A 20,620-nucleotide genomic window follows, 5' to 3' on the forward strand; every position below is an offset into this window, starting at 1 on the left:
GCCTGCCGGCATCAGGCAGGGGCGCCCACTGCCTTGATCGAGCGGCGCCAGAACCGCAGCATCAGGAACAGCCCGGCTGTGGTCAGTCCCGCAACCAGCCCCATCCAGACGCCGACACCGCCCCAGCCCAGCATGAAACCGAAGACATAGGACGCCGGAATGCCCACAGCCCAATAGCTGAGCGCGGCAATCACCATCGGCACGCCGGTGTCCTGCACCCCGCGCAACAGGCCCAGCGCAACCGCCTGCATCCCGTCCATCAGCTGGAACAGCGCGGCCGCCGCCAGCAGCACGCCGCCGATCAGCAGGATCGCGTCCTTCTGCGGGTCGTCCGCGTCCAGGAACAGCGACATCAGCGCATCCGGGATCGTCAGGAACAGCACAATTGCCACCGCCGACACCAGCAGCGACATTACCGTCACCACCTTGCCGCCGCGCGCCAGGTGCTCCCGGTCGCCGCGGCCAAAGGCATTGCCTGCCCGGATCGTGGCGGCATTGGACAGCCCAAGGTGCACCATGAAGGTAAGCCCGCCCAGCGAGATCGCGATCCCGTGCGCCGCCAGCGGCACCGTGCCCAGCCAGCCCATCATCATCGCCGAGGCCGCAAACAGGCTGGCTTCGGCCAGCGTCGTCAGGCCGATTGGCGTCCCCATGCGGAACACCTTGCCCAGCATCTCCCAGTCCGGGCGCTGGAAGTTCTTGAGCAGCTCATGCTGCGGCAGCGCCCGCAGCGCATAGGCCAGCACCAGCACGAAAGACACGCCATTGGTCACCAGCGAAGCAATTGCCGCGCCGGTAATGCCCAGTTCCGGCGCCCCCCAGTTGCCGAAAATCAGCGCATAGTTCACCAGCGCATTGATCACCGCCGCAAAGACCGACAGCCACAGCACGATCTGGGTCCGCTCCAGCGCCGCCAGGTAGGATTTCGCCACCATGTACAAAAGCGCCGGAAACAGCGCCCAGCCGGCAATCCGCAGATACTCTGCCGCGTCATGGGCCACCTGTGCCTCCTGCCCCAGGAGCAGAAGAATCGGTTCCGACCACCACAGCAGCGGCATCGCCGCCGCGCCATAGGCGAGCGACAGCCACAGCCCCATCCGGGTCGAGCGCCGGATCTGGCGCTCCTCGCCCGCGCCGGCCGCAGCCGCCACCATCGGCATCACCGCAAAGGCAAAGCCGGAGCCCAACAGGAAGATCGAGAAGAAATAGGACGAGCCCAGCGTCACCGCCGCCAGCTCCGCCACCCCGTACCAGCCCAGCATGACGGTATCGGTCAGCCCGATGGCAAACTGCGCCACATGGCCGCCGATCAGCGGCAGGCCAAGGACGGCAACCGCCCGCGCGTGGCCGCGCAGGGGCATCTCGGTGTGTCTGGTCGTTAACGTGCTCATGAAGTCAGCCTTAGGCCCCGCCGCGCATTCCGGCAAGGGCAGAGTTTCCTTGCCAGCGCACAGGCTCATGGTGGTATTCTGCACAGGCTGCCCCTTGACCGCAGGACCAAATGTAATGACCGATGCCTTCGCCCAGCTGATCCCCGACGCCCGCGCCTTTCTGGCGGATCTTGCAGAAAACAACAGCCGGGACTGGTTCACCGCGCACAATGACCGGTATGACGCGCAGCTGAAAGCCCCCGCGCTCCGTCTGATGGATGAGGTCGCACAGGCAATCACCCGGCGCCACGGCACGCAGGTCACAGGCAAACTGTTCCGCCCGCAGCGCGATGTGCGGTTTTCCAAGGACAAGACGCCCTACACCACCCATCTGCACATGATGTGGACACTGAACGGCGCCGGCTGCGCCCTGTTCTTCGGCATCGCGCCGGATTACTGCACCGCTGGCGGCGGCCTGATGGGGTTCAGCAATACGCAAATGCCGCGCTGGCGGCAGGCCATCGACGGCGCCTTCGGCGATGAAACCGCGGCGCTGGTGGACATCCTGGCGCTCAAGGGCTTTGCCGTCGGGGAACCGGAATTGAAACGCGTCCCCGCCCCCTACAGCAAGGCGCACCCGCACGGGGTGCTCCTGCAGCGCAAGTCGCTGACTTTCTGGCATGAGATGACCCCGCGCGAGCAAGCGGCCCCGATGGGGGCGCTGCTGTCGGCCTACCTCACGCAGGAGCCGATGTTCGCCCTGCTGGACAGCGCTTTGGCAGAGTGAGGCTTACAGCGCCCGCAGCATGATCTGGCTGGCCAGAACCGCCACCACCGCGCCCGCCAGGACCTCAAGCAGCGCAGCCGCACGCAAGGCGCCCGTGCCCTGCATCTGCGCCAGCGCGCCCTTGCGCATGGTGACCGCAGCAGCCGCCACCGCCACAGTCACCGTTGCGGTGCCAATCCCCATAGCAAAGGCGCCCGCGATCCCGGCCCACAGCACCCCCATGCGCCAGGTCAGGAGCAGCAGGAACACTGCCCCGGTGCAGGGCCTGAGCGCCACCGCCCCGATGATCGCCAGCGCATCGCGCAGCGAATGGACATCGGCGGCCTCTTCCGCCGTCGGCCCGTGCCGGTGGCCGCAGGAGGCGCAGACCTCCCCGTGCGCATGACCGTGATGAGCTTGGCGGGCCGCTGCCGCGGGCCGGCTCGCCAGCAGCCGCCGCACGCCCCGCGCCAGCAGCCAGACGCCCACCAGCGCAATCAGCCCGTAGGACACCGGCGCCAGCACATCCTCCGCTGCGCTGGTCAGCTGCTCGCGGCCCCAGTCCAGCAGCAGCAGCCCGCCTGCGACCAGCAGCACCGCCGTGGCTGCCTGCGCCAGGGACGACGCCAGCGCCAGCCCGGCCAGCCGCAGCAGCGGCACAGGCTTGCCCATGCCGTAGCCGCCGATGACCAGCTTGCCATGGCCCGGCCCGGCGGCATGAAAGAACCCGTAGGCAAAGCACAAGGACAGCAGCGCCATCAGCGCTCCCGGCTCGCCTGCGCGCAAGGCCCTGAGTCCCCGCGCCATCGCGTTCTGCGCCTCGCGCTGGCCCTCCGCAGCCCAGACAGACACTGCCCCGGCGCCGCCAAAGCCCCAAAGCCAGACTGCCAGGGCAGCCACGCCCAGCGCCGCTATTGTTAAGAAAACCCTCACCTTACGCGCCGCAGCTCAACCGCACGGTATCGGCAAAGGCTTCACCGACCTCCGGATAAGCCTCCTCTGCCTGGTCCGCTGGCATCGCATAAAGCAGTTCCTCCACCAGGGTATAAGCCTGATCCAGGTTGGGCGGGGTTATGCTGCCCTGGCAGCCGCCGGTGATGTCCAGTCCCTGGTTCATTGTATAGGCGGTGTAATAGGTCGGGTCATAGGCCTTGATCACCACTCCGTCCGCTGCCTGCGGCTGTGCCAGCACCCGCCGGTGCCGCGTGGTGATCCGCCCGTCCTGCACTTCGGTGGACAGATGTTCCGGCGCCCCGAGCTTCAGCAGCTCGCCGCCGAGCGTCAGATAGGTATCGCCCTGGAACCCCTCGCTCCAGGCCAGGTCGAAACCCTGAAGCTGCGCCAGTTCCGCCGCGGTGAGGGTGCCGTCGAAATCACCGTCCAGTCCCTTATCCTCGAAGATCAGCAGCGAGTAGAACTCATCATAGGCCCAGGTGATCTCCACCGCCTGCAGCTGCCCGTCGTCCGAGACCACAACCTTCATCCCGGTATCGACAAAGATATGCGGATGCGCCCCGGCGCCCTGCGGCGCCAGAAATGCAAGCGTGAGCAAAGGAACAAAACGTTTCATGCCCAAAGATCTAAGCCCTGCACCGCCGCCCCGCAACAGTCTAGACCCGCGCAGGCGGCGTTCAGCGCAGCTGCTTCTTTCCGGCCCCGAATATCCAGGGGTGAAGCCGCCAAAGCTGACGGGGAGCGCCCCTCCCGGCCGTCTTCAGCCCGCGGAGTTCAGCCCGCCGCTTCCCGCGCCACCGCGGCAATGGCCGCCTGCACATCCGCCTCGCGGCTGCGGTGATTGGTGATGGCCGCGCGCAGCATCACCCGGCCGCCTGCCCTCGTGGTCGAGAACACCGCCTCGCCGCTCTCCTGCAGGGTCTGGGCGATATGCGCGTTCAGCATTGACTGTGCCTCAGGTTCCAAATCACTGCGCGCGGTGAACACACAGACATTCGACACCACCGGCGCCCCCAGCGCCATATACGGCTGCGCCTCAACCTCGGCCGCCATGAAGGCCGCCAATGCGCAGTTGCCGGTGATCGCCTCGGAGAACGCCGCTTCGCCGTAGGTTTCCAGCGCCGTCCAGACCTTCAGCGCCCGGTTGCCGCGGCTGAGGTCGATGCCATAGTCGCAGAACCACGGCTCGCCGCCCGCCAGCCCGCGTTCGGCCCCTTCCAGGTAGGAGGGCCGCGCCGCAAAAGCCGCCCGGTGCTCGGCCTCGTTGCGCAGCAGCGCCATGCCGCAGTCATAGCCCACATACATCCACTTGTGGAAATCCAGCGCGATGCTGTCGGCCCGCCCGATCCCGTCGGACAAGGACCGGTAGGGCTCGGCCGCAATCCGGGTCCAGGCACCGAAGGCCCCGTCGACATGCAGCCACAGCCCCAGCGCCGCCGCTGCATCGGCCAGCGCATTCAGGTCGTCAAACAGGCCAAGGTCCACCGACCCCGCTGTGCCCACCACCAGGAACGGCAGCGCGCCTGCCGCCTTGTCCTCCGCCACCATCCGGGCCAGCGCCACGCAATCCATCCTGCCATCCGTCAAAGGCACCTTGCGCAGGTTGTCCGAACCGATGCCCAGAAGCTCCACCGCCTTCAGAGTCGCGTTATGCACGCCCTCGCCGGCATAGGCGGTCAGCCGCGCTTCGCCCTGCCCCTGCTTGCGCAGGTCCTTCAGCACCCGCAGCCGCGCCGCCTGAAAGGCAATCACCGTCGCCTGCGAGGTTCCGGTCACCAGCAATCCGCTGGCGCCTTCCGGCAGGTCCATCTTGCGGCGGGTCCAGTCCACCACCGCGCGCTCCATGTAATTCGCACCGTGATCGCGCCCGCCCATATTGGCATTGACCGCCGCCGCCGCGACCGAACTGATCAGGTCCGAAGCCAGCCCCGATCCCTGCACCCAGCCCCAAAACCGCGGATGGGTGTTGCCGCCGTGGTACGGCAGCACATCCGCAATGATCCGGTCCACGGTCTGCTGCGGCCCGCGCGCTTCGGCGGTCACCGCATAACGCGCGTCAATGTCTTCCGGCACCGGCTGCCAGGGACGCTCCGCCGCCTGCTGCATCTGATCCAGCGCCGCCTCCAGCATCCGCTGCGCCTCGGCCCTGAAGGCCGCCCAGTCCTGCGTCCTGATCCCTTTCTCAGCCATCCGCGTGCCCTCCTCCTGCCTGCCGGTGGCCGAGGTTTAGCCCGCTGGCGCGCGGACCGCACGGAGAATATCGCCGCACCCGGATTACCGGAACTTAGCTTCGATGGATTGAAAACTTGCCGGGCACGGAACGCCCGCCGCCGCCCAGCACCGCCTTGCCCCCCTGCAGCCTCTCGGCCCTATCCGTCCGTTTCCGCAGGCATTGCAAAGGCCTGCCCGCCTTATCCACAGCCCCTTGCGTCCCTCTTCCACCCGGCCCCAACACCTGCCATAATGGGCGGCAATCAACACCAAGGAAGAGCAGTTCCCGCACATGGCCGACGACCTCCTCAGCACGCCCGCAGCCGAGACCTATGACGCCTCCTCGATCGAGGTTCTCGAAGGTCTCGAACCGGTCCGCCAGCGCCCCGGCATGTACATCGGCGGCACCGATGAGCGCGCGCTGCACCACATGGTGGCGGAAATCCTCGACAACTCGATGGACGAGGCCGTCGCGGGCCACGCCAACCGCATCGAGGTGACGCTGCATTCCGACTACGCCGTCACCATCTCCGACAACGGCCGCGGCATCCCGATCGACCCGCACCCCAAGTTCCCGGACAAATCCGCGCTGGAGGTGATCCTCTGCACCCTGCACGCGGGCGGCAAGTTCTCCGGCAAGGCCTATCAAACCTCCGGCGGCCTGCACGGGGTCGGCTCCTCGGTGGTGAACGCGCTCAGCGATTCCATGGTGGTCCAGGTCGCCAAGAACAAGGAGCTGTTCGAACAGCGCTTCTCCCGCGGCCTGCCCCTCGGCCCGGTTGAAAAAATCGGCGCCGCCCCCAACAAGCGCGGCACCTTCGTGACCTTCCACGCCGACGAGCAGATCTTCGGCCACCACCGCTTCAAGCCCGCGCGCCTGTTCAAGCTGGTGCGCTCCAAGGCCTATCTGTTCTCCGGCGTCGAAATCCGCTGGAAATCTGAAATCGACGACGGCGAAACCCCGACTGAGGCCACCTTCCACTTCCCCGGCGGCCTCAAGGACTACCTGACCGAAGTCCTTGGAAAATCCTCCGTCTACGCAGACCAGCCCTTTGCCGGCAAGGTCGAGTTCCGCGAGAAATTCGGCGAGCCGGGCTACGTGGAATGGGCGATCAACTGGACCCCCTCGCGCGACGGCTTCACCCAGTCCTACTGTAACACCGTCCCCACGCCCGAGGGCGGCACCCATGTCACCGGCTTCTGGGCCGCCATCCTCAAGGGCATCAAGGCCTATGGCGAGCTAGTGAGCAACAAGAAGGCCGCCCAGATCACCCGCGACGACCTGATGGCGGGCGGCTGCGCGCTGGTCTCCTGTTTCATCGCCGACCCGGCCTTTGTCGGTCAGACCAAGGACCGCCTGTCGACCGAGGCCGCCAGCAAGATGGTGGAAAACTCGGTCCGCGACCATTTCGACAACTGGCTGGCCGCCGACACCAAATCGGCCGGCGCCATCCTCGACTTCCTGATCCTGCGCGCCGAAGAACGCCTGCGCCGCAAGCAGGAGAAAGAGACCCAGCGCAAATCCGCCACCAAGAAGCTGCGCCTGCCGGGCAAGCTCACCGACTGCACCTCCAAGGACCGCTCCGGCACCGAGCTGTTCATTGTCGAGGGCGACTCCGCGGGCGGCTCCGGCAAGGGCGCCCGCAACCGCGTGAACCAGGCGCTGCTGCCCCTCAAGGGCAAGATCCTCAACGTCCTTGGCGCCGCCTCCAACAAGCTCGGCTCCAACGCCGAGATCAACGACCTCTGCGAGGCGCTTGGCGTCGGCCTCGGCACCAAGTTCAACCTCGACGATCTGCGCTATGACAAGATCATCATCATGACCGACGCGGACGTCGACGGCGCCCATATCGCGTCGCTGCTGATGACCTTCTTCTTCACCCAGATGCGCCCGCTGATCGACGGCGGCCACCTCTACCTCGCCTGCCCGCCGCTGTTCCGCCTGACCCAAGGCGCCAAGCGCGTCTACTGCCTGGACGAGGCCGAGCGCGATAAATGGCTGGAGAAGGGCCTTGGCGGCAAGGGCAAGATCGACGTCTCCCGCTTCAAGGGTCTTGGCGAAATGGACGCCAAGGACCTGAAGGAGACCACGATGGACCCCACCACCCGGAAATTGATCCGGGTGACCATCGACGAGGACGAGCCCGGCGAGACCGGCGATCTGGTTGAACGTCTGATGGGGAAAAAACCCGAGCTTCGCTTCCAGTATATTCAGGAGAATGCGAAGTTTGTGGAGGAGTTGGATGTTTGAGGGGCTAACCGCACCCAATGAATGACGATGTTTTTCATGAGGTTACCCTACCTTTAGAGTTCATGGTCTCAGGAACACCTGTTTCACTTCAAGGCTCGCCAAAGTCGAAAAGTGCTTGGAAACAGGAAGTCCGCAAGGCAGTTCATGCTACTGTTCCTGAAGGTGCCTGGCTATTCGAGCACAAGATCTCAGTGACGATTTACGATTTCCCAGCTGATACACCGGCTGGAGACGTGGATAACATCGTGAAAGTAATCTTGGATGCCATGAACGGAACCGTATATGCTGATGACAACCAAGTTGCTCGTGTTGCGGTTCAGAGGTTTCTACCGGAAGAGGTGGCCAATTTCACAGATCCGCCTAACGTTGTTGCAAAGGCAATGGCGATTGGCGATCCACCTTTCGTATTCATTCGTGTCTCGGATGACCCTATTGGAGAAGCGCAATGATGGCATATGAACTGGAAAAAGAAGCGCTAGATCAAATTCGTAAAGAGTACGAAAGCCAGGAATACGAAGTATTTCTTGAACCTTATCGCTATAAGTTTGACACATACATTCCCGACTTGATCGCCAAGAAAGGCGACGAAGTTATTGCCGTGGAAGTCAAAACGAAACGTTTTCCTAGCGTTGAGAAACATCTAGAAGAACTTCGGCGAAAGTTGCTCGACGAAAAAGGATGGACCCTGATTGTACGTTACTTGGACGAAATGGCGTTACCTCTTGGGCCAAGAACACAAAGCAACCAAGAAATTGACGGCGCCATTCAAGAGGTTAAAAAGTCCTGCAATTTGGGCAACAAACGGGCTGCATTCTTGCTTTCTTGGGCTGCGCTCGAAGCCGCTGCTCGCAGGGTACCCGGCAACTTTTTCGCGAGACCTCAATCACCGGGACGTATTGTTACTGTGCTCGCCGAACATGGTATTGTTCTCCCAAGTGAAGCACGAGAACTTAGGGGCCTAATCGAAAAAAGGAACTCGCTTATTCATGGCGATGTTTCGGTTGAGATAAGCAAGGATGATCTTCAGAGGATGCTGAAGAGTATTGTAAGAGTTCAGCACTATTCAAGTCCACCAGAGGCTGGATAAGTTCTGACGCCAGATTTAGACCCTTTTTGTCGAACCAAGTACTAACAATCTATGTCCTCCTTAGAAGGAAGGAGCTAAAGGCGCGCTTGCCTGCCAATAACCCACACCACAAGGCCCGCGCCTGACCTTGGGAGGGCGCGAATGCGCCTTCCCGGGGGGAAGGTCAGGCGCGGGCCGTGCCGCTGCGCGCCACGTTCCAATCGGCACACTGCCCCTCCAATTCACCTTCCGCAAATACTCCCGCCGGAGGCATTCCAACGCTAGGTCTGCATCTGTCTGGGCGGGCGCGAATGCGCCTGCCCGTTTTGCCGGAGGCAAACCTACGGATTGACGGGCAGGCAGGCGCAGACCGGGCCGCAACCGCCCCGGTCGTAGGGTGGGCAATCTGCCCACCATTCCCCGGTCGCCACACCAAACCCCGCCAAACGGTGGGCGGAATCGACCACCCTACGCCGCCGCGCCCCCGTTGCGCCAAACCCCAATCCACCGCACGCCCCGCTTGCGCGCCCTTAACCCCGCCCTGCCATACTCCCATGCGTCGCGACACACCGGTGCGGACTGACACCCCGCACCGCCAGGAGATACGGGAGCCCCCAAGACCACCTCTTCATCAGGTGCAGGGGTTCTCCGCAGATGAGAGCTTTCGAGCGGACATGGGGGCTTGCGACCCCCTGCCCGGCCCTCCGCCCTCCAGCGGCGCCGCCTCCTCTTACCCGGCCACTGAACACCGGCCAGAAAACAATCCGGCCCCACAGCCATTTCCCCCGGACGGAGCCCCCTCCCGCCGGGCCAAACCCATGTGCCCGCATGACACCTGCGTGAAGCCGGTTGCCTGAAACCCCTTTCCCTTCCTAAGCTTAGGCCAGCATCCCCAACCAGGAGACCGGGCATGGCCTTCATCGCGGACAACCAGCTGCCCCTGCTCCTCTTGTTCTTCTTTGCCGGCCTCATCGGCACCGCCTTCCTGTTCCGCAAACCGGCAGGCCACCGTGCGTGGAAGCTGGCGGACCTCGTCTGGGTTGTCCTCGGCGGCTTCGGCGCACTGGTGGCGGTGATCTCCGGCATTTACGCCGCCGACTCATCCAAGCTCGAACGCCAGATCGACATCGCCTATGCCGCCACCGCGGCCTTCGACCGCGACGCCGCCCGCTTCCGCCTGCGTTTCTGCGATCCCGCCTATGACGCCGACATCGCGGTCTTGTGCGAAAAGGTCGAATTCCTCTCCGCGTCTACAGCGGGCAACGCCGAGCTGCCGCTGTTCATCGCCGTGACGGATGAGGTCGCCCCCTTGCAGGGCCTCAGCTTCCTGTTCGGCGGCAGCCGCACTGAGATGGACGAGATGAAGGACATGGAAGCCCAGGCCAGCGCCTTCGACCCGGAGGCCTTTCTGGTTTTCACCGCGCTTGACGCCCCAACGCAGGCCGCGGTCGACACCCTGCGCCGCAAGGTGCCCGCGATTGCCGGCGATTTCCTGATCATCGCCCGCGCCTATGACGACCTCATCGCTCATGTGTCAAAGCTCAAGGACGAATGGGAGTACCTGCAGGACAACGCCCATATCCTGGTCCTGCAGATCATCGCCCTTTGCCTCGTCAGCTTCGCCGCCCCCTTCCGCCTCGGCAAATCCATTGTCGAGCTGCGCCAGCGCCGCTAACCTGACCGGACCGCCAACAGGAACCCGCCATGCGCAGTTTCGACGAGATCCACGCCATTTCCGCAGACCGCCACGGCGGCCCCGCGGCGCTGGAGGAAAAGCTCACCAGACCCGACCCCAAGATCACGGAGCTGCCGGAAGACCGCTGGCTCTCGGTGATGACCAAATGCATCTTCCAGGCGGGCTTCAACTGGAAAGTGATCGAGGCGAAATGGGACGGCTTCGAGGAGGTCTTCCACGGCTTCGACCCGGGCGCCTGCGCCTTCATGCCAGAGGACGAGTTTGACCAGATCCTCAGCGACACCCGCGTGGTCCGCAACGGGGCCAAACTGGCGACCGTGCGCGCCAACGCCGCCTTCCTGATGGAGCTGCGCGACCAGGGCGGCGCAGGTCAGGTGCTGGGCGGCTGGCCCTCATCCGACTACATAGAGCTCCTGGAGATGCTGAAAAAACGCGGCGCCCGCCTCGGCGGCAATACCGGCCAATACGCCATGCGCTTTGCCGGCCGCGACAGTTTCATCCTCAGCCAGGACGTCACCGCCCGGCTGATCGCAGAAGGGGTGATCGACAAGCCCGCCGCTTCCAAGACCGCGCTGAAGGCGGTGCAGGCCGCGTTCAACACTTGGATGGAGCAATCGGGCCGCTCGCTCACCGAAATCAGCCGCGTGCTGGCGATGAGCTGCTAAGGCGGGGCCTGCGCATGATCCGCTGCCTGCTCCTCGCGCTGCTTCTCCTCGCCGCCTGCGGCCGTCCGCTGACAGAGACCGAACGCGCCTATCTCGGCACCCTTCACGGCACCAGCCTGAAGGCTGACAAGGTGCGCATCGTCGAGGGCGCACCGCTGGGGCCCGTCACCTTCCGCCGCATGCCGCGCCCGCGCGTCACCTGCCGCGAGCGCATCCTGCCGCCTGTCAAGGAAGAGATCGTCACCTCCAAACCCGCCGCCGTGGCGCTGTTCAACCGCATCTTCTTCACCCGCGACTGGTATGTGGACAACTACCTGCCGGAATACCCGGACCGTCTGCATCTGGTGGAGGCGATGCTGCTGGCGCATGAGGTGACGCATGTCTGGCAATGGCAGAACCGCCGGCAGACCGGCTACTCACCGCTGCGCGCCGCGGCAGAGCACGGCCAGAGCCGCGACCCGTACCTGTTCGACCTGGAAGGCGACCCGGATTTCCTCAGTTACGGGTTCGAGCAGCAGGGCGCCATTGTCGAGGAATACGTCTGCTGCCGCGCCCTTGCCCCCCAGGCGGCCCGCACCAAACGCCTGCACCTTATGCTGGCTGCGGCGATGCCTGTCAGCCCGCTGCCGCACAGCCGCGAAAGCGATGTTTACCTGCCCTGGAAGGATGCCCGCATCAAAGGGATTTGCGATTAGCTGCGGGCAGTTCCGCATCTCCCTGACCCGCTGCCTGACCGGCTTGCGCAGCGGAGCGCCGGCCTAGCACTCCGGCCACGGCGGCAGTCACGGCCGTCATCGCGGCGATCAGCAGCAGGTATCCCGTCAGGATTTGGGCGGCGGGAAGCGTGAAATTCAGCTGCGGGAACGCGCCCAGGGCCACCGGCATGTACCAGGACACCGCCGAAACCGCGCCCGAGGCCGCGAACAGCGTCCGCTGGGCCGCCCCCATGCCCTGGAACAGCGGCCGTCCCGTCTGCCTGCGCAGATGCGGCAGAACCACCGCATGGATAAACAGCCCGTTCAGTGTCAGCACCGCAACCACCAGAAGCTTGGCGTGAATCTTCGGGTTCTCCAGCTTCACCGGGTCGGCCAGCGCATAGTGCAGCAGGAAGCCGAAACCGGTCAGCCACAGCAGTTTCAACCCCGCATCAACCACCTTGGACGCGAACTCGAAAACCGCAACACGCTCGGCAGTAACCTCCCCGCGCAGGAAGAAGCGCAGCAGAAGCAGGTCCAGCAGCGTGGCGCTGCCCAGCCCGGCGGCAAGGCCGATGAAATGCAGGAACCTGAGGCCGGTTCTGGCAGCTTCGGCGGGATCATCAAGAAACAGGCTGGGCAGGCTGGATAGAGGCATCGGGACCTTCGGCGGGTTTGGGGTTGCAGATCATGCAGCCCCCCTTACATGCAATTGCGAGTCATTCGCAATAATAAAGTGAACGGCCCGCCCGCGCGGCTGCTCCGGGTGCAGGCCCGTCCCCCGCCGCCGCAACGTAGCTCTTGTTCTTCCAGGGGCATTCCGTCCACAACACTGCCAAGCAATCATCAGGAGCCGCCCCGTGTCCCAATACGCTCTCATCATGCTGGCCGCAGGCCTCGGCATCCCAGTTCTGGCCGCCTTGAACGCCGCCCTGGGCAAGCTGATCGGCTCCCCTGCCTCCGCCGCCGTGGTGCTGTTCCTGATCGCGCTGATCGCCACCGCCCTCTACGCGCTTTTTGCCGGGCCGCAAGCGCTCGCAAAGATCCCCGGCGCGCCCAAGCACCTGTTTCTGGCGGGCGTTCTGGTGGCCTTCTACGTGCTGTCGATCACCTATGTGGCGCCGCATTTCGGCGTCGGCAATGCGGTGTTCTTCGTGCTGATCGGCCAGCTGATTTCAGCCGCCGCCATCGACCACTTCGGACTGTTCGGCGCTCAGGTCAGCCCGCTGACGCTGACCCGCGCGGCCGGCATTTCGGTGATGGCGCTGGGAGTCTGGATCACCCAGATGGCCTGAGGCCGCCGCCCCGGCCTTACCCGCCGCGCTGCTGCGGAGTCTCGCGGTCGCGGCGGTAGCGCTTTTGCAGCGGAAACTCCGGCAGCCAGGATTCGCGGCGCTCGGTCCACAGCTCGTAGGTCGGCACCAGCTGATCCGGCGCGTCCAGCGCTCCCAGATGCAGCTCGATCTCATCGCCGCTGCATGAAAACACCGGCGAGCCGCAGCGCGGGCAGAAATGCCGCCCCTGATAGCTGGCGGTTTCGCCCTCGACAGCAACCGCGTCCTGCGGGAACACCGCCGAGGCATGAAACAGCGCTCCGTGATGCTTGCGGCAGTCCAGGCAGTGGCACAGCCCCACCCGGTACGGCCGGCCCGTTGCAATCATCCGCACTGCGCCGCACAGGCAGCCGCCGGAAATCCGCTCCATCATGCACCTCCCCTGGCACCGGCGGACGGCAGCACGGGTGCCTACCCCTTGCCGCTCACCTTGATATTGCCCTGCAGCTGGGCGCCGTTCTCGGTCGACATCGTCTGCGCCGAGACATCCGCCTTCACTTGGGAACTGGCTGCCAGCCGCAAATCCTCGCATTCGATCCTGCCGCTGTAGGCGCCTTCCACGGTCACCGATTTCGCGTTCAGCGCGCCGTCCACGGTGCCGCCTTCCAGCACGGTCACCGCCTGCGCCGACACATCGCCGACAACCCGGCCCCGGACCTCGACGCTGCCTTTGCTGGAGGTGATATTGCCTTCAACCGTCACATCTTTCTCGATTACCGAATTCACCACGTCTCAGCCCTTTCTGCGCATCCCCGGACAGCCTAGCCCGCCGGGTCGAATTTGAACAGCTGATAGCAAAGTGCCGCCCAAGCGCCAAAGCGGCCGCCGCCCGGGTGGCAAGGTTCCGCCGCTCCGCCCCCGGAAGCCGCCTGTCCCGCCGGCGGAACCGGCGCCGTGCAGCGGGCCGCCCGGTGCCCTTCTCCGCCGCGCTACACCGCTGCCAGCAGGCCGTTCTCCAGCTTCACCTGCCGGTCCATCCGCGCCGCCAGCTCCAGGTTGTGAGTGGCGATCAGCGCCGACAGGCCGGTGCCGCGCACCAGCTCCATCAGCGCTGCAAACACCTGGTCGGAGGTGCCGGGATCGAGGTTGCCTGTCGGCTCATCCGCCAAGAGAACCCGAGGGCTGTTGGCCAGCGCCCGGCAGAAGGCCACCCGCTGCTGCTCGCCGCCCGACAAGGCCGCAGGCCGGTGATCGGCTCGGCCCGCCAGCCCGACGGTGCCCAGCAGCTCCGCCGCCCGCGCCACCGCCGCCTTCTGCGAGGCGCCATTGGCAAGCTGCGGCAGCACGATGTTCTCCAGCGCGGTGAACTCCGGCAGAAGGTGGTGGAACTGGTAGACAAACCCGACTTCCTGGCGGCGCACACGGGTGCGGCGGCGGTCGCCCTTGCGGGTCACGTCCTCGCCCGCCACATGCACCTCGCCCGCGTCAGGCGTATCGAGCAGCCCCGCGATGTGCAGCAGCGTCGACTTGCCCGCGCCCGACGGCGCCACCAGCGCCACGACCTCACCTGCCTGCAGGCTCAGATCGGCGCCGCGCAGCACATCGACCTGGCCCGGCGTGCCTTTCAGGTAGGATTTGGTGATCCCCTTCAGCTCCAGCGTGATCTCACTCATAGCGCAGCGCCTCCACCGGGTTGAGGCGCGCCGCGCGGCGGGCCGGGAAAATGGTCACGAAGAACGACAGCCCCAGCGACAGCGCCGTCGCCGAGACCACATCGGCCAGCCGCAGCTCGGCCGGAAGCGCATAGATGCCGCGGATCGACGGATCCCAGACGCCGCCGCCCATGACGTAGTTCACGAAGGAGAAGATCGGATCGATGTAGAGCGCGAACAGGCAGCCCAGCACCACGCCGCAGATGGTGCCGATCACCCCGGTGAAAGCGCCGCAGATGAAAAACACCCGCATGACGGAACCCTCGCTGAGGCCGATGGTGCGCAGGATGCCGATATCGCGGCCCTTGTTCTTGACCAGCATGATCAGGCCGGAGACGATGTTCATCGCCGCGATCAGCACCAGGATCGACAGGATGATGAACATCACGTTGTCCTCGACCTCCAGCGCCCGCAGGAACCCGCCGGAGGCATCGCGCCAGGTCCACACCCCCGCGGCACCGCCCGCGGCGGTCAGGATCGGCAGCGCGATTTCGTCCACGTTCTCCGGGTCTTCCACCATCACCTCGATCTCATCCGCCGCCCCCTCGCGGTTGAAGAACGCCTGCGCCTCAGCAAAGGGCAGGTAGACGCGGGTGCGGTCTATGTCCCAGCGCCCGGCGGTGAACACATAGACCACCTCATAGGCGTTCACCCGCGGGCTGGTGCCAAAGGCGGTCTTCACCCCGTTGGGGGATATCAGCTTGATCTTGTCCCCCACTGTGACCCCCAGCTCCCGCGCCACTCCGGAGCCGATGGCAATCCCCTCCTCAAACCGCGCAAGGTCGCCTATGGCCTCCTCGCTTTGGGCGACGCCGGGAATGCCCTGGATGTCCTCGGCGGAGATCCCGAACACCTCGACGCCTGCATTGCGGTCGCGCAGGTTCGCCATCACCTGCCCTTTGACCAGCGGCGCGGCACGGGTGACGCCCGGCACTGCGGCGACTTTCTCAGCCAGCGCCTCATAGTCTTTCAAGGACCGGTCGAGCACGCCCGCCTCATTCACCTCGCCATAGGAATAGACGGTGACATGGGCATTGGCGCCCAGGATGGTGCCGACAAACTCCGAGCGGAAGCCGGAGCGCACCGCCAGCGTGGCAATCAGCGCAAACACCGCCAGGGTGATGCCGATCAGGCTGATCCAGGTCATCACGCTGACCCCGCCCTCGGCCTTGCGGGCGCGAAGGTAGCGCCAGGCGATGATCCATTCGAAACGTGAAAACGGCGGTGGTGTGGTGGCCATGTAGCGGTCCTGCCCGGAAATTTTGCCTGCAACCTGTGCTGCCGGACGCCCGGGGTCAAGGTGCGGTTGCCTTTCGGCCCGAAAATCCGCCTGCCGGCAGCCGCAACCGGCCGGCGCGGCGCTGCAAATCCCTTCTGAAAGGATTTGCCGGGAGTTTTTGAAAACTCTTGGGCGCAGGGGGCAACTGATCCGCCTGACGTCACCGCAATGTGACATGCCGTATTTGCCTATTCCCTTGCCTCCGCCCGGCGGTAAGGCTGTAACGGGCCGGTTCCGGTTACAGACAAGGGTGAGGTCGATATGGACAGGTATTTCAAACGCGCGCTGCCGAATCCGTCACCGCGCACGGTGATCACCGCTGGGCTCGGCGCCTTTCTGGCGATTGCGGCGCTGTCGCTGCTGACCACCCACGCCAATCTGCTGCTGCTGATGGCTCCCTTCGGGGCCAGCTGCGTGCTGCTGTTCTCGGTGCCCGCCAGCCCGCTGTCGCAGCCCGCGCATGTGGTCGGCGGCCATGTTCTGGCCACCGCCGTCGCGCTGACGCTGAACGCGCTGCTGCCCGATACCTGGTGGGCGCTGGCGCTGGCCGTGGGCCTGTCGATCGCCCTGATGGCGGCGCTGCGGCTGACGCACCCGCCCGCTGGCGCCGACCCGCTGGTGGTCTTTGCCACCGATCCCGGAATAACATTCCTGCTGTTCCCGGTGATGACCGGCGCGGTGGCGCTGGTGGTGATCGCCGCGGTGTTCCACCGCTGGTCCGGCCATGAATACCCGTTGAAACACGGCTGAGCGCCGCCGCGATTCAGAGCGCCAGCATCGCCGACACCGGTGCCCGCAGCGCTTCTCCCAGCGCCCGCGAATCCGCTGCCTCCAGGTGATAGCCATCGGCGGCGGAGGCCCGCGCCACCTGCGCCGCATCGAAGTAACCGCAGCCCAGGCGGTCCGCCAGCGGCTCGATCACCCCTGCCAGCGCCTCGGACTGCGCCACCATCTGAGGCGTGATGTCGGGATCATCGCACAGGCTCATCGGCGGCGGCGAGACCAGCAGCACCTGCGGCACCGCGGGCTGCGGCAGCCGCCAGGGGTGGTGGCGGATGATCTCCACCAGCCGCTCCAGCCCGTCGCGGACCAGATAGCCGGGGCGGCCCTCGTAGATGTCATTGGTGCCCAGCATGATCACTGCCAGGTCCAGCGGCGCATGGCTGTGCAGCAGCATCGGCAGCACCGCATCGCCGCGCATCTCGACGCAGGCCGAGTGGCGGGCATGCGCCGTGGTGCGGCCGCGCAAGCCTTCCGCAAAGACCACCGCATCCGCCAGCCCCGCGCCCAGCGCCGCCGGCCAGCGGTCGCCATAGGAATGCCGCCCGCCGCTGTGCGGGTCGCTGCCCCAGGTCAGGCTGTCGCCAAAAGCCAGGATCTGTTTCATGCCGTATCCTCCCGTTTCCGGCACCCTGCGGCGGACGGCGGGTTCGGGCAAGAAAAAAGGGAGCCGCCCGGCCCCCTTCTCTTGTTCTTCAGACAGTTGCGCAGCGAAGCTCAGAAGCCGCGGCCGGTCGGGTGCGCCTTGTAGACCTCGACCACCTTCTTCACCGCCTCTTCCGGGGACAGCTCCTCGCTCTCGCCGCTGCGGCGCGAGGTCAGCTCCACCACGCCGTTCTTCAACCCGCGCGGGCCGACGGTGATGCGCCAGGGCAGGCCGATCAGGTCCATGGTGGCAAACTTGCCGCCCGCACGCTCGTTGCGGTCGTCATAGAGCGGGTCCAGACCGGCAGCGGTCAACGCCGCATAAAGCTGGTTGCAGGCCGCATCCGCCTCATCATCGCCCTGCTTGAGGTTGACGATGCCGCAGTGGAACGGGGTCACGCCCTCGGGCCAGATGATGCCCTTGTCGTCGTGGCTGGCCTCGATGATCGCGCCCAGCAGACGGGAGACGCCGATGCCGTGGGAGCCCATATGGACCGGCACGTTCTTGCCGTCCGGGCCTTGCACGGTGGCGCCCATCGCGTCGGAGTACTTGGTGCCGAAGTAGAAGATCTGGCCGACCTCGATACCGCGGGCCACCCGGCGGCGCTCCTCGGGGATCTGGTTGAACAGCGCCTCGTCATGGGTCTCGTCGGTGCGGGCGTATTTGGAGGTGAACTCCTCCAGCACCGCCTGGCACTGCTCGACGCTGTCATAATCGATCTCACGGTCGCCGAAGGTCAGATCGGTGACGGCGCTGTCATAGAAGACCTCGGACTCGCCGGTGTCGGCCAGCACCAGGAACTCATGGGTGTCATCGCCGCCGATCGGGCCGGAGTCGGCGCGCATCGGGATCGCCTGCAGCCCCATCCGCTCATAGGTGCGCAGGTAGCTGACCAGATGGCGGTTGTAGGCGTGCAGCGCGTCTTCCTTGGTCAGGTCGAAGTTGTAGCCGTCCTTCATGTAGAATTCGCGGCCCCGCATCACGCCGAACCGCGGGCGGATCTCGTCGCGGAATTTCCACTGGATCTGGTACATGGTCAGCGGCAGGTCCTTGTAGCTGCTGACATGGGCGCGGAAGATGTCGGTGATCAGCTCTTCGGCGGTGGGGGTGAACAGCATGTCGCGGTCATGCCGGTCCTTCACCCGCAGCATCTCCTGGCCATAGGCCTCGTAGCGGCCCGACTCGCGCCACAGATCGGCGGACTGCATCGTCGGCATCTGCATCGGGATATGGCCCGCGCGGATCTGCTCGTCATGCACGATGCTTTCGATCTTTTTCAGCACCTTGAAGCCCAAGGGCAGCCAGGAATAGATCCCGGCGGCGGATTGCTTGATCATCCCGGCGCGCAGCATCAGCCGGTGGCTGACGATCTGGGCTTCCGAGGGGTTCTCTTTCAGAACCGGCAGAAAATAGCGGGACAGGCGCATCTTGGCTCCATCGGTGATGTGGGTTCGAGTTCCCGCCCGGTTTAGTGGGTGATGGGAGTGCGGGCAAGAGGTGGATCAAGTCCTTGTTCGCCCCGTATTGAACCCTATGCTCCGGATCACCGCATCAGCTGGTACCCCTTGTGTTGCGGCCTCTTTGCAAAACAGTGTCTCTGCGGGCGGCAGCACCGCCCGCAGCTCACTGAGGTCACATCTTCGCCCGTTCCGCGCGCAGCGCCAGCCACAGGCAGTAGCACATGATCAGCACCACCAGCGTGAACGGGATGCCGGTCGAAACCGCCGCGCCCTGCAGCGCCGTCAGGCCGCCGCCGAGCAAGAGCGCGATGGCCACCAGCCCTTCGAGGGTGCACCAGAACACCCGCTGGATCACCGGCGCGTCCATCTTGCCGCCTGCGGTGATCGTGTCGATCACCAGCGAGCCGGAGTCCGACGAGGTCACGAAGAAGATCACGATCAGCACCAAGGAGATCGGCGCCACGATCGAGTAAAGCGGCAGTTCCTTCAGGAAGCCGAACAGCGCGCCCTCGGGCTTGTAGCTGTCGATCACCGTGGCCTTGACGCCTTCGGCGCCGCCGGCGTTCAGCATGTCGATGGCGCCGCCGCCAAAGGTCGACATCCAAAGCGCGCAGACGGCTGTCGGGGCGATCAGCGCGCACAGCACGAACTCGCGCACCGTGCGGCCCTTGGAGATGCGGGCGATGAACATGCCGACAAAGGGCGACCAGGCGATCCACCAGGCCCAGTAGAAGGTGGTCCATCCGTGGAAGTAGCTGGTATCCTCGCGCCCGAAGGGATTGGAGAGCGCCGGAAGCAATTGAATATAGTCCGCCATCACGCTGAAATAGCGCGCAATTGCGGTGCCGATGCCGGTCACAAGGATCACGAAGATGAACAGGCCCACCGCCATCACCATGTTGATTTCCGACAGCCGCTTGACGCCCGCGTCCATGCCCAGCAGCACCGACCCCAGCGCAATCGCGGTGATGCCGATGATCAGCAGCACAACCACCGTGTTGGAGGGCTCGATCCCGAACACCTCATAAAGCCCGGCCGCAACCTGTTGCGCGCCCAGGCCCAGCGAGGTGGTCAGCCCGAACAGGGTGGCAAACACCGCCAGCGTGTCGATGGCATGGCCCCACCAGCCCCAGACCCGTTCGCCCAGCAAGGGATAGAAGGCCGAGCGCAGGGTCAGCGGCAGATCGAGGTTGTAGCAGAAGATCGCCAGCGACAGGCCGACCGCGGCATAGACCGCCCAGCCTTCCAGCCCCCAGTGGTGGATGGTGCCGACAATGCCGATGTATTCATTGCCCGGCTCATTGATGTCGATCCCCAGCGGCCGCGCTGCGCCGCCTTCGGAGAAATTGTAGTAGACCGGCTCCAGCACGCCGAAGAACAACAGGCCGATGCCGATGCCGGCCGCGAACATCATCGCGATCCACCCGGCATAGGAATAGTCCGGCCTGGCATCCTTGCCGCCGATCCGGACAGAGCCGACCGGCAGGACGATCAGCGCCAGGCAGAACAGGGTGATGGCATCCACCGACAGCACCAGGAACCAGTCGAAGGTGCTGGTCAGCCAGGGCCGCAGCCAGCCGAAGAAGGCCGCCGCGGCCTCCTGGTTGGCAAGCGCGATCAGCACGAAAGCGGCGATCAGGATACTGGAAATCAGGAAGACAGGATTATGGATATCCAGCCCCAGCGGCCGGATGTTGTCCTGTCCCAGTTCATACTCCGTCTCGAAGTCCATGACCCTCGGGTCCGGGTCGAGCATTTTTTTCGTTTCCGGCATGACGCCTCCCCTTACTCGCTA

Annotated in this window: 21 protein-coding genes; 9 read left to right on the top strand and 12 right to left on the bottom strand. The window is 65.1% G+C overall.

Features of this window, described 5'->3' with window-relative positions:
* Positions 1 to 11 precede the first annotated feature (11 nt).
* Positions 12 to 1,391, bottom strand: coding sequence for an MATE family efflux transporter (locus KUV26_RS05110; RefSeq protein WP_261398549.1), 1,380 nt, complete (start codon positions 1,389 to 1,391; stop codon positions 12 to 14).
* A gap of 115 nt (positions 1,392 to 1,506) precedes the next feature.
* Here KUV26_RS05110 and KUV26_RS05115 point away from each other — a divergent pair, with 115 nt between their 5' ends.
* On the top strand, positions 1,507 to 2,157 hold the full coding sequence (locus KUV26_RS05115; protein WP_222507576.1) for a TIGR02453 family protein: 651 nt from the start codon (positions 1,507 to 1,509) through the stop codon (positions 2,155 to 2,157).
* A 3-nt stretch (positions 2,158 to 2,160) separates the two neighbouring features.
* Here the strand turns inward: KUV26_RS05115 and KUV26_RS05120 are convergent, their stop codons facing one another.
* The 3 genes from KUV26_RS05120 to KUV26_RS05130 all read right to left on the bottom strand — a co-directional run bounded on the left by KUV26_RS05120 (position 2,161) and on the right by KUV26_RS05130 (position 5,280).
* Entirely contained in the window at positions 2,161 to 3,069 is a 909-nt protein-coding gene (locus KUV26_RS05120; protein WP_222507577.1) for a nickel/cobalt transporter, read from the bottom strand.
* A 1-nt stretch (position 3,070) separates the two neighbouring features.
* Positions 3,071 to 3,706, bottom strand: coding sequence for a DUF1007 family protein (locus KUV26_RS05125; protein ID WP_222507578.1), 636 nt, complete (start codon positions 3,704 to 3,706; stop codon positions 3,071 to 3,073).
* Between the two features lie 158 nt (positions 3,707 to 3,864).
* On the bottom strand, positions 3,865 to 5,280 hold the full coding sequence (locus KUV26_RS05130) for a pyridoxal phosphate-dependent decarboxylase family protein (protein WP_222507579.1): 1,416 nt from the start codon (positions 5,278 to 5,280) through the stop codon (positions 3,865 to 3,867).
* 313 nt (positions 5,281 to 5,593) lie between these two features.
* Between KUV26_RS05130 and parE the strand changes: the two genes are divergently transcribed.
* From parE to KUV26_RS05160, 6 genes are all read left to right on the top strand, one after another.
* Positions 5,594 to 7,552 carry a DNA topoisomerase IV subunit B gene (gene parE, locus KUV26_RS05135; RefSeq protein WP_222507580.1) on the top strand — a complete coding sequence of 653 codons (1,959 nt, stop codon included), beginning with the start codon at positions 5,594 to 5,596 and terminating at the stop codon, positions 7,550 to 7,552.
* A 17-nt stretch (positions 7,553 to 7,569) separates the two neighbouring features.
* Positions 7,570 to 8,001, top strand: coding sequence for a RusA family crossover junction endodeoxyribonuclease (locus KUV26_RS05140; protein ID WP_222507581.1), 432 nt, complete (start codon positions 7,570 to 7,572; stop codon positions 7,999 to 8,001).
* The gene (locus KUV26_RS05145; protein ID WP_222507582.1) at positions 7,998 to 8,639 is read left to right on the top strand and encodes a hypothetical protein; all 642 of its coding nucleotides are present in this window, start codon (positions 7,998 to 8,000) and stop codon (positions 8,637 to 8,639) included. Before KUV26_RS05140 ends, KUV26_RS05145 begins: the two co-directional genes overlap by 4 nt.
* An 889-nt stretch (positions 8,640 to 9,528) precedes the next feature.
* The gene (locus KUV26_RS05150) at positions 9,529 to 10,293 is read left to right on the top strand and encodes a hypothetical protein (RefSeq protein ID WP_222507583.1); all 765 of its coding nucleotides are present in this window, start codon (positions 9,529 to 9,531) and stop codon (positions 10,291 to 10,293) included.
* A 29-nt stretch (positions 10,294 to 10,322) separates the two neighbouring features.
* The gene (locus KUV26_RS05155) at positions 10,323 to 10,979 is read left to right on the top strand and encodes a DNA-3-methyladenine glycosylase I (RefSeq protein WP_222507584.1); all 657 of its coding nucleotides are present in this window, start codon (positions 10,323 to 10,325) and stop codon (positions 10,977 to 10,979) included.
* A 14-nt stretch (positions 10,980 to 10,993) separates the two neighbouring features.
* A complete protein-coding gene (locus tag KUV26_RS05160; protein ID WP_222507585.1) occupies positions 10,994 to 11,674 on the top strand; it encodes a hypothetical protein in 681 nt (226 codons plus the stop codon).
* Here KUV26_RS05160 and KUV26_RS05165 read toward each other — a convergent pair.
* Entirely contained in the window at positions 11,655 to 12,332 is a 678-nt protein-coding gene (locus tag KUV26_RS05165) for a hypothetical protein (protein ID WP_222507586.1), read from the bottom strand. The genes KUV26_RS05160 and KUV26_RS05165 overlap by 20 nt on opposite strands.
* A gap of 202 nt (positions 12,333 to 12,534) precedes the next feature.
* Here KUV26_RS05165 and KUV26_RS05170 point away from each other — a divergent pair, with 202 nt between their 5' ends.
* The gene (locus KUV26_RS05170) at positions 12,535 to 12,969 is read left to right on the top strand and encodes a DMT family transporter (RefSeq protein ID WP_222507587.1); all 435 of its coding nucleotides are present in this window, start codon (positions 12,535 to 12,537) and stop codon (positions 12,967 to 12,969) included.
* 16 nt (positions 12,970 to 12,985) lie between these two features.
* On the opposite strand, the gene KUV26_RS05175 is transcribed toward KUV26_RS05170, so the two are convergent.
* The 4 genes from KUV26_RS05175 to KUV26_RS05190 all read right to left on the bottom strand — a co-directional run bounded on the left by KUV26_RS05175 (position 12,986) and on the right by KUV26_RS05190 (position 15,900).
* Positions 12,986 to 13,378 (bottom strand): GFA family protein, encoded by a 393-nt coding sequence (locus tag KUV26_RS05175; protein WP_222503195.1) that lies wholly within the window; start codon positions 13,376 to 13,378, stop codon positions 12,986 to 12,988.
* A 41-nt stretch (positions 13,379 to 13,419) separates the two neighbouring features.
* On the bottom strand, positions 13,420 to 13,737 hold the full coding sequence (locus tag KUV26_RS05180) for a polymer-forming cytoskeletal protein (RefSeq protein WP_222502827.1): 318 nt from the start codon (positions 13,735 to 13,737) through the stop codon (positions 13,420 to 13,422).
* Between the two features lie 200 nt (positions 13,738 to 13,937).
* On the bottom strand, positions 13,938 to 14,621 hold the full coding sequence (locus KUV26_RS05185; RefSeq protein WP_222502826.1) for an ABC transporter ATP-binding protein: 684 nt from the start codon (positions 14,619 to 14,621) through the stop codon (positions 13,938 to 13,940).
* Positions 14,614 to 15,900, bottom strand: coding sequence for a lipoprotein-releasing ABC transporter permease subunit (locus tag KUV26_RS05190; RefSeq protein WP_222507588.1), 1,287 nt, complete (start codon positions 15,898 to 15,900; stop codon positions 14,614 to 14,616). The genes KUV26_RS05185 and KUV26_RS05190 overlap by 8 nt, the downstream gene beginning before the upstream one ends.
* Positions 15,901 to 16,200: 300 nt before the next feature.
* On the opposite strand from KUV26_RS05190, the gene KUV26_RS05195 reads away from it, so the two are divergent.
* Positions 16,201 to 16,689 carry an HPP family protein gene (locus KUV26_RS05195; RefSeq protein WP_222502824.1) on the top strand — a complete coding sequence of 163 codons (489 nt, stop codon included), beginning with the start codon at positions 16,201 to 16,203 and terminating at the stop codon, positions 16,687 to 16,689.
* Between the two features lie 13 nt (positions 16,690 to 16,702).
* Here KUV26_RS05195 and KUV26_RS05200 read toward each other — a convergent pair whose 3' ends face one another.
* The 3 genes from KUV26_RS05200 to KUV26_RS05210 all read right to left on the bottom strand — a co-directional run bounded on the left by KUV26_RS05200 (position 16,703) and on the right by KUV26_RS05210 (position 20,599).
* Positions 16,703 to 17,326: a GDSL-type esterase/lipase family protein gene (locus tag KUV26_RS05200; protein ID WP_222507589.1), complete on the bottom strand. Its 624-nt coding sequence runs from the start codon at positions 17,324 to 17,326 to the stop codon at positions 16,703 to 16,705.
* Positions 17,327 to 17,436: 110 nt separating this feature from the next.
* On the bottom strand, positions 17,437 to 18,792 hold the full coding sequence (gene proS / locus KUV26_RS05205; protein WP_222507590.1) for a proline--tRNA ligase: 1,356 nt from the start codon (positions 18,790 to 18,792) through the stop codon (positions 17,437 to 17,439).
* A 205-nt stretch (positions 18,793 to 18,997) separates the two neighbouring features.
* Positions 18,998 to 20,599 carry a BCCT family transporter gene (locus KUV26_RS05210; RefSeq protein ID WP_222507591.1) on the bottom strand — a complete coding sequence of 534 codons (1,602 nt, stop codon included), beginning with the start codon at positions 20,597 to 20,599 and terminating at the stop codon, positions 18,998 to 19,000.
* Positions 20,600 to 20,620 lie beyond the last annotated feature (21 nt).

The organism is Leisingera daeponensis, assembly GCF_019801465.1.
Lineage (GTDB): Bacteria > Pseudomonadota > Alphaproteobacteria > Rhodobacterales > Rhodobacteraceae > Leisingera > Leisingera daeponensis_A.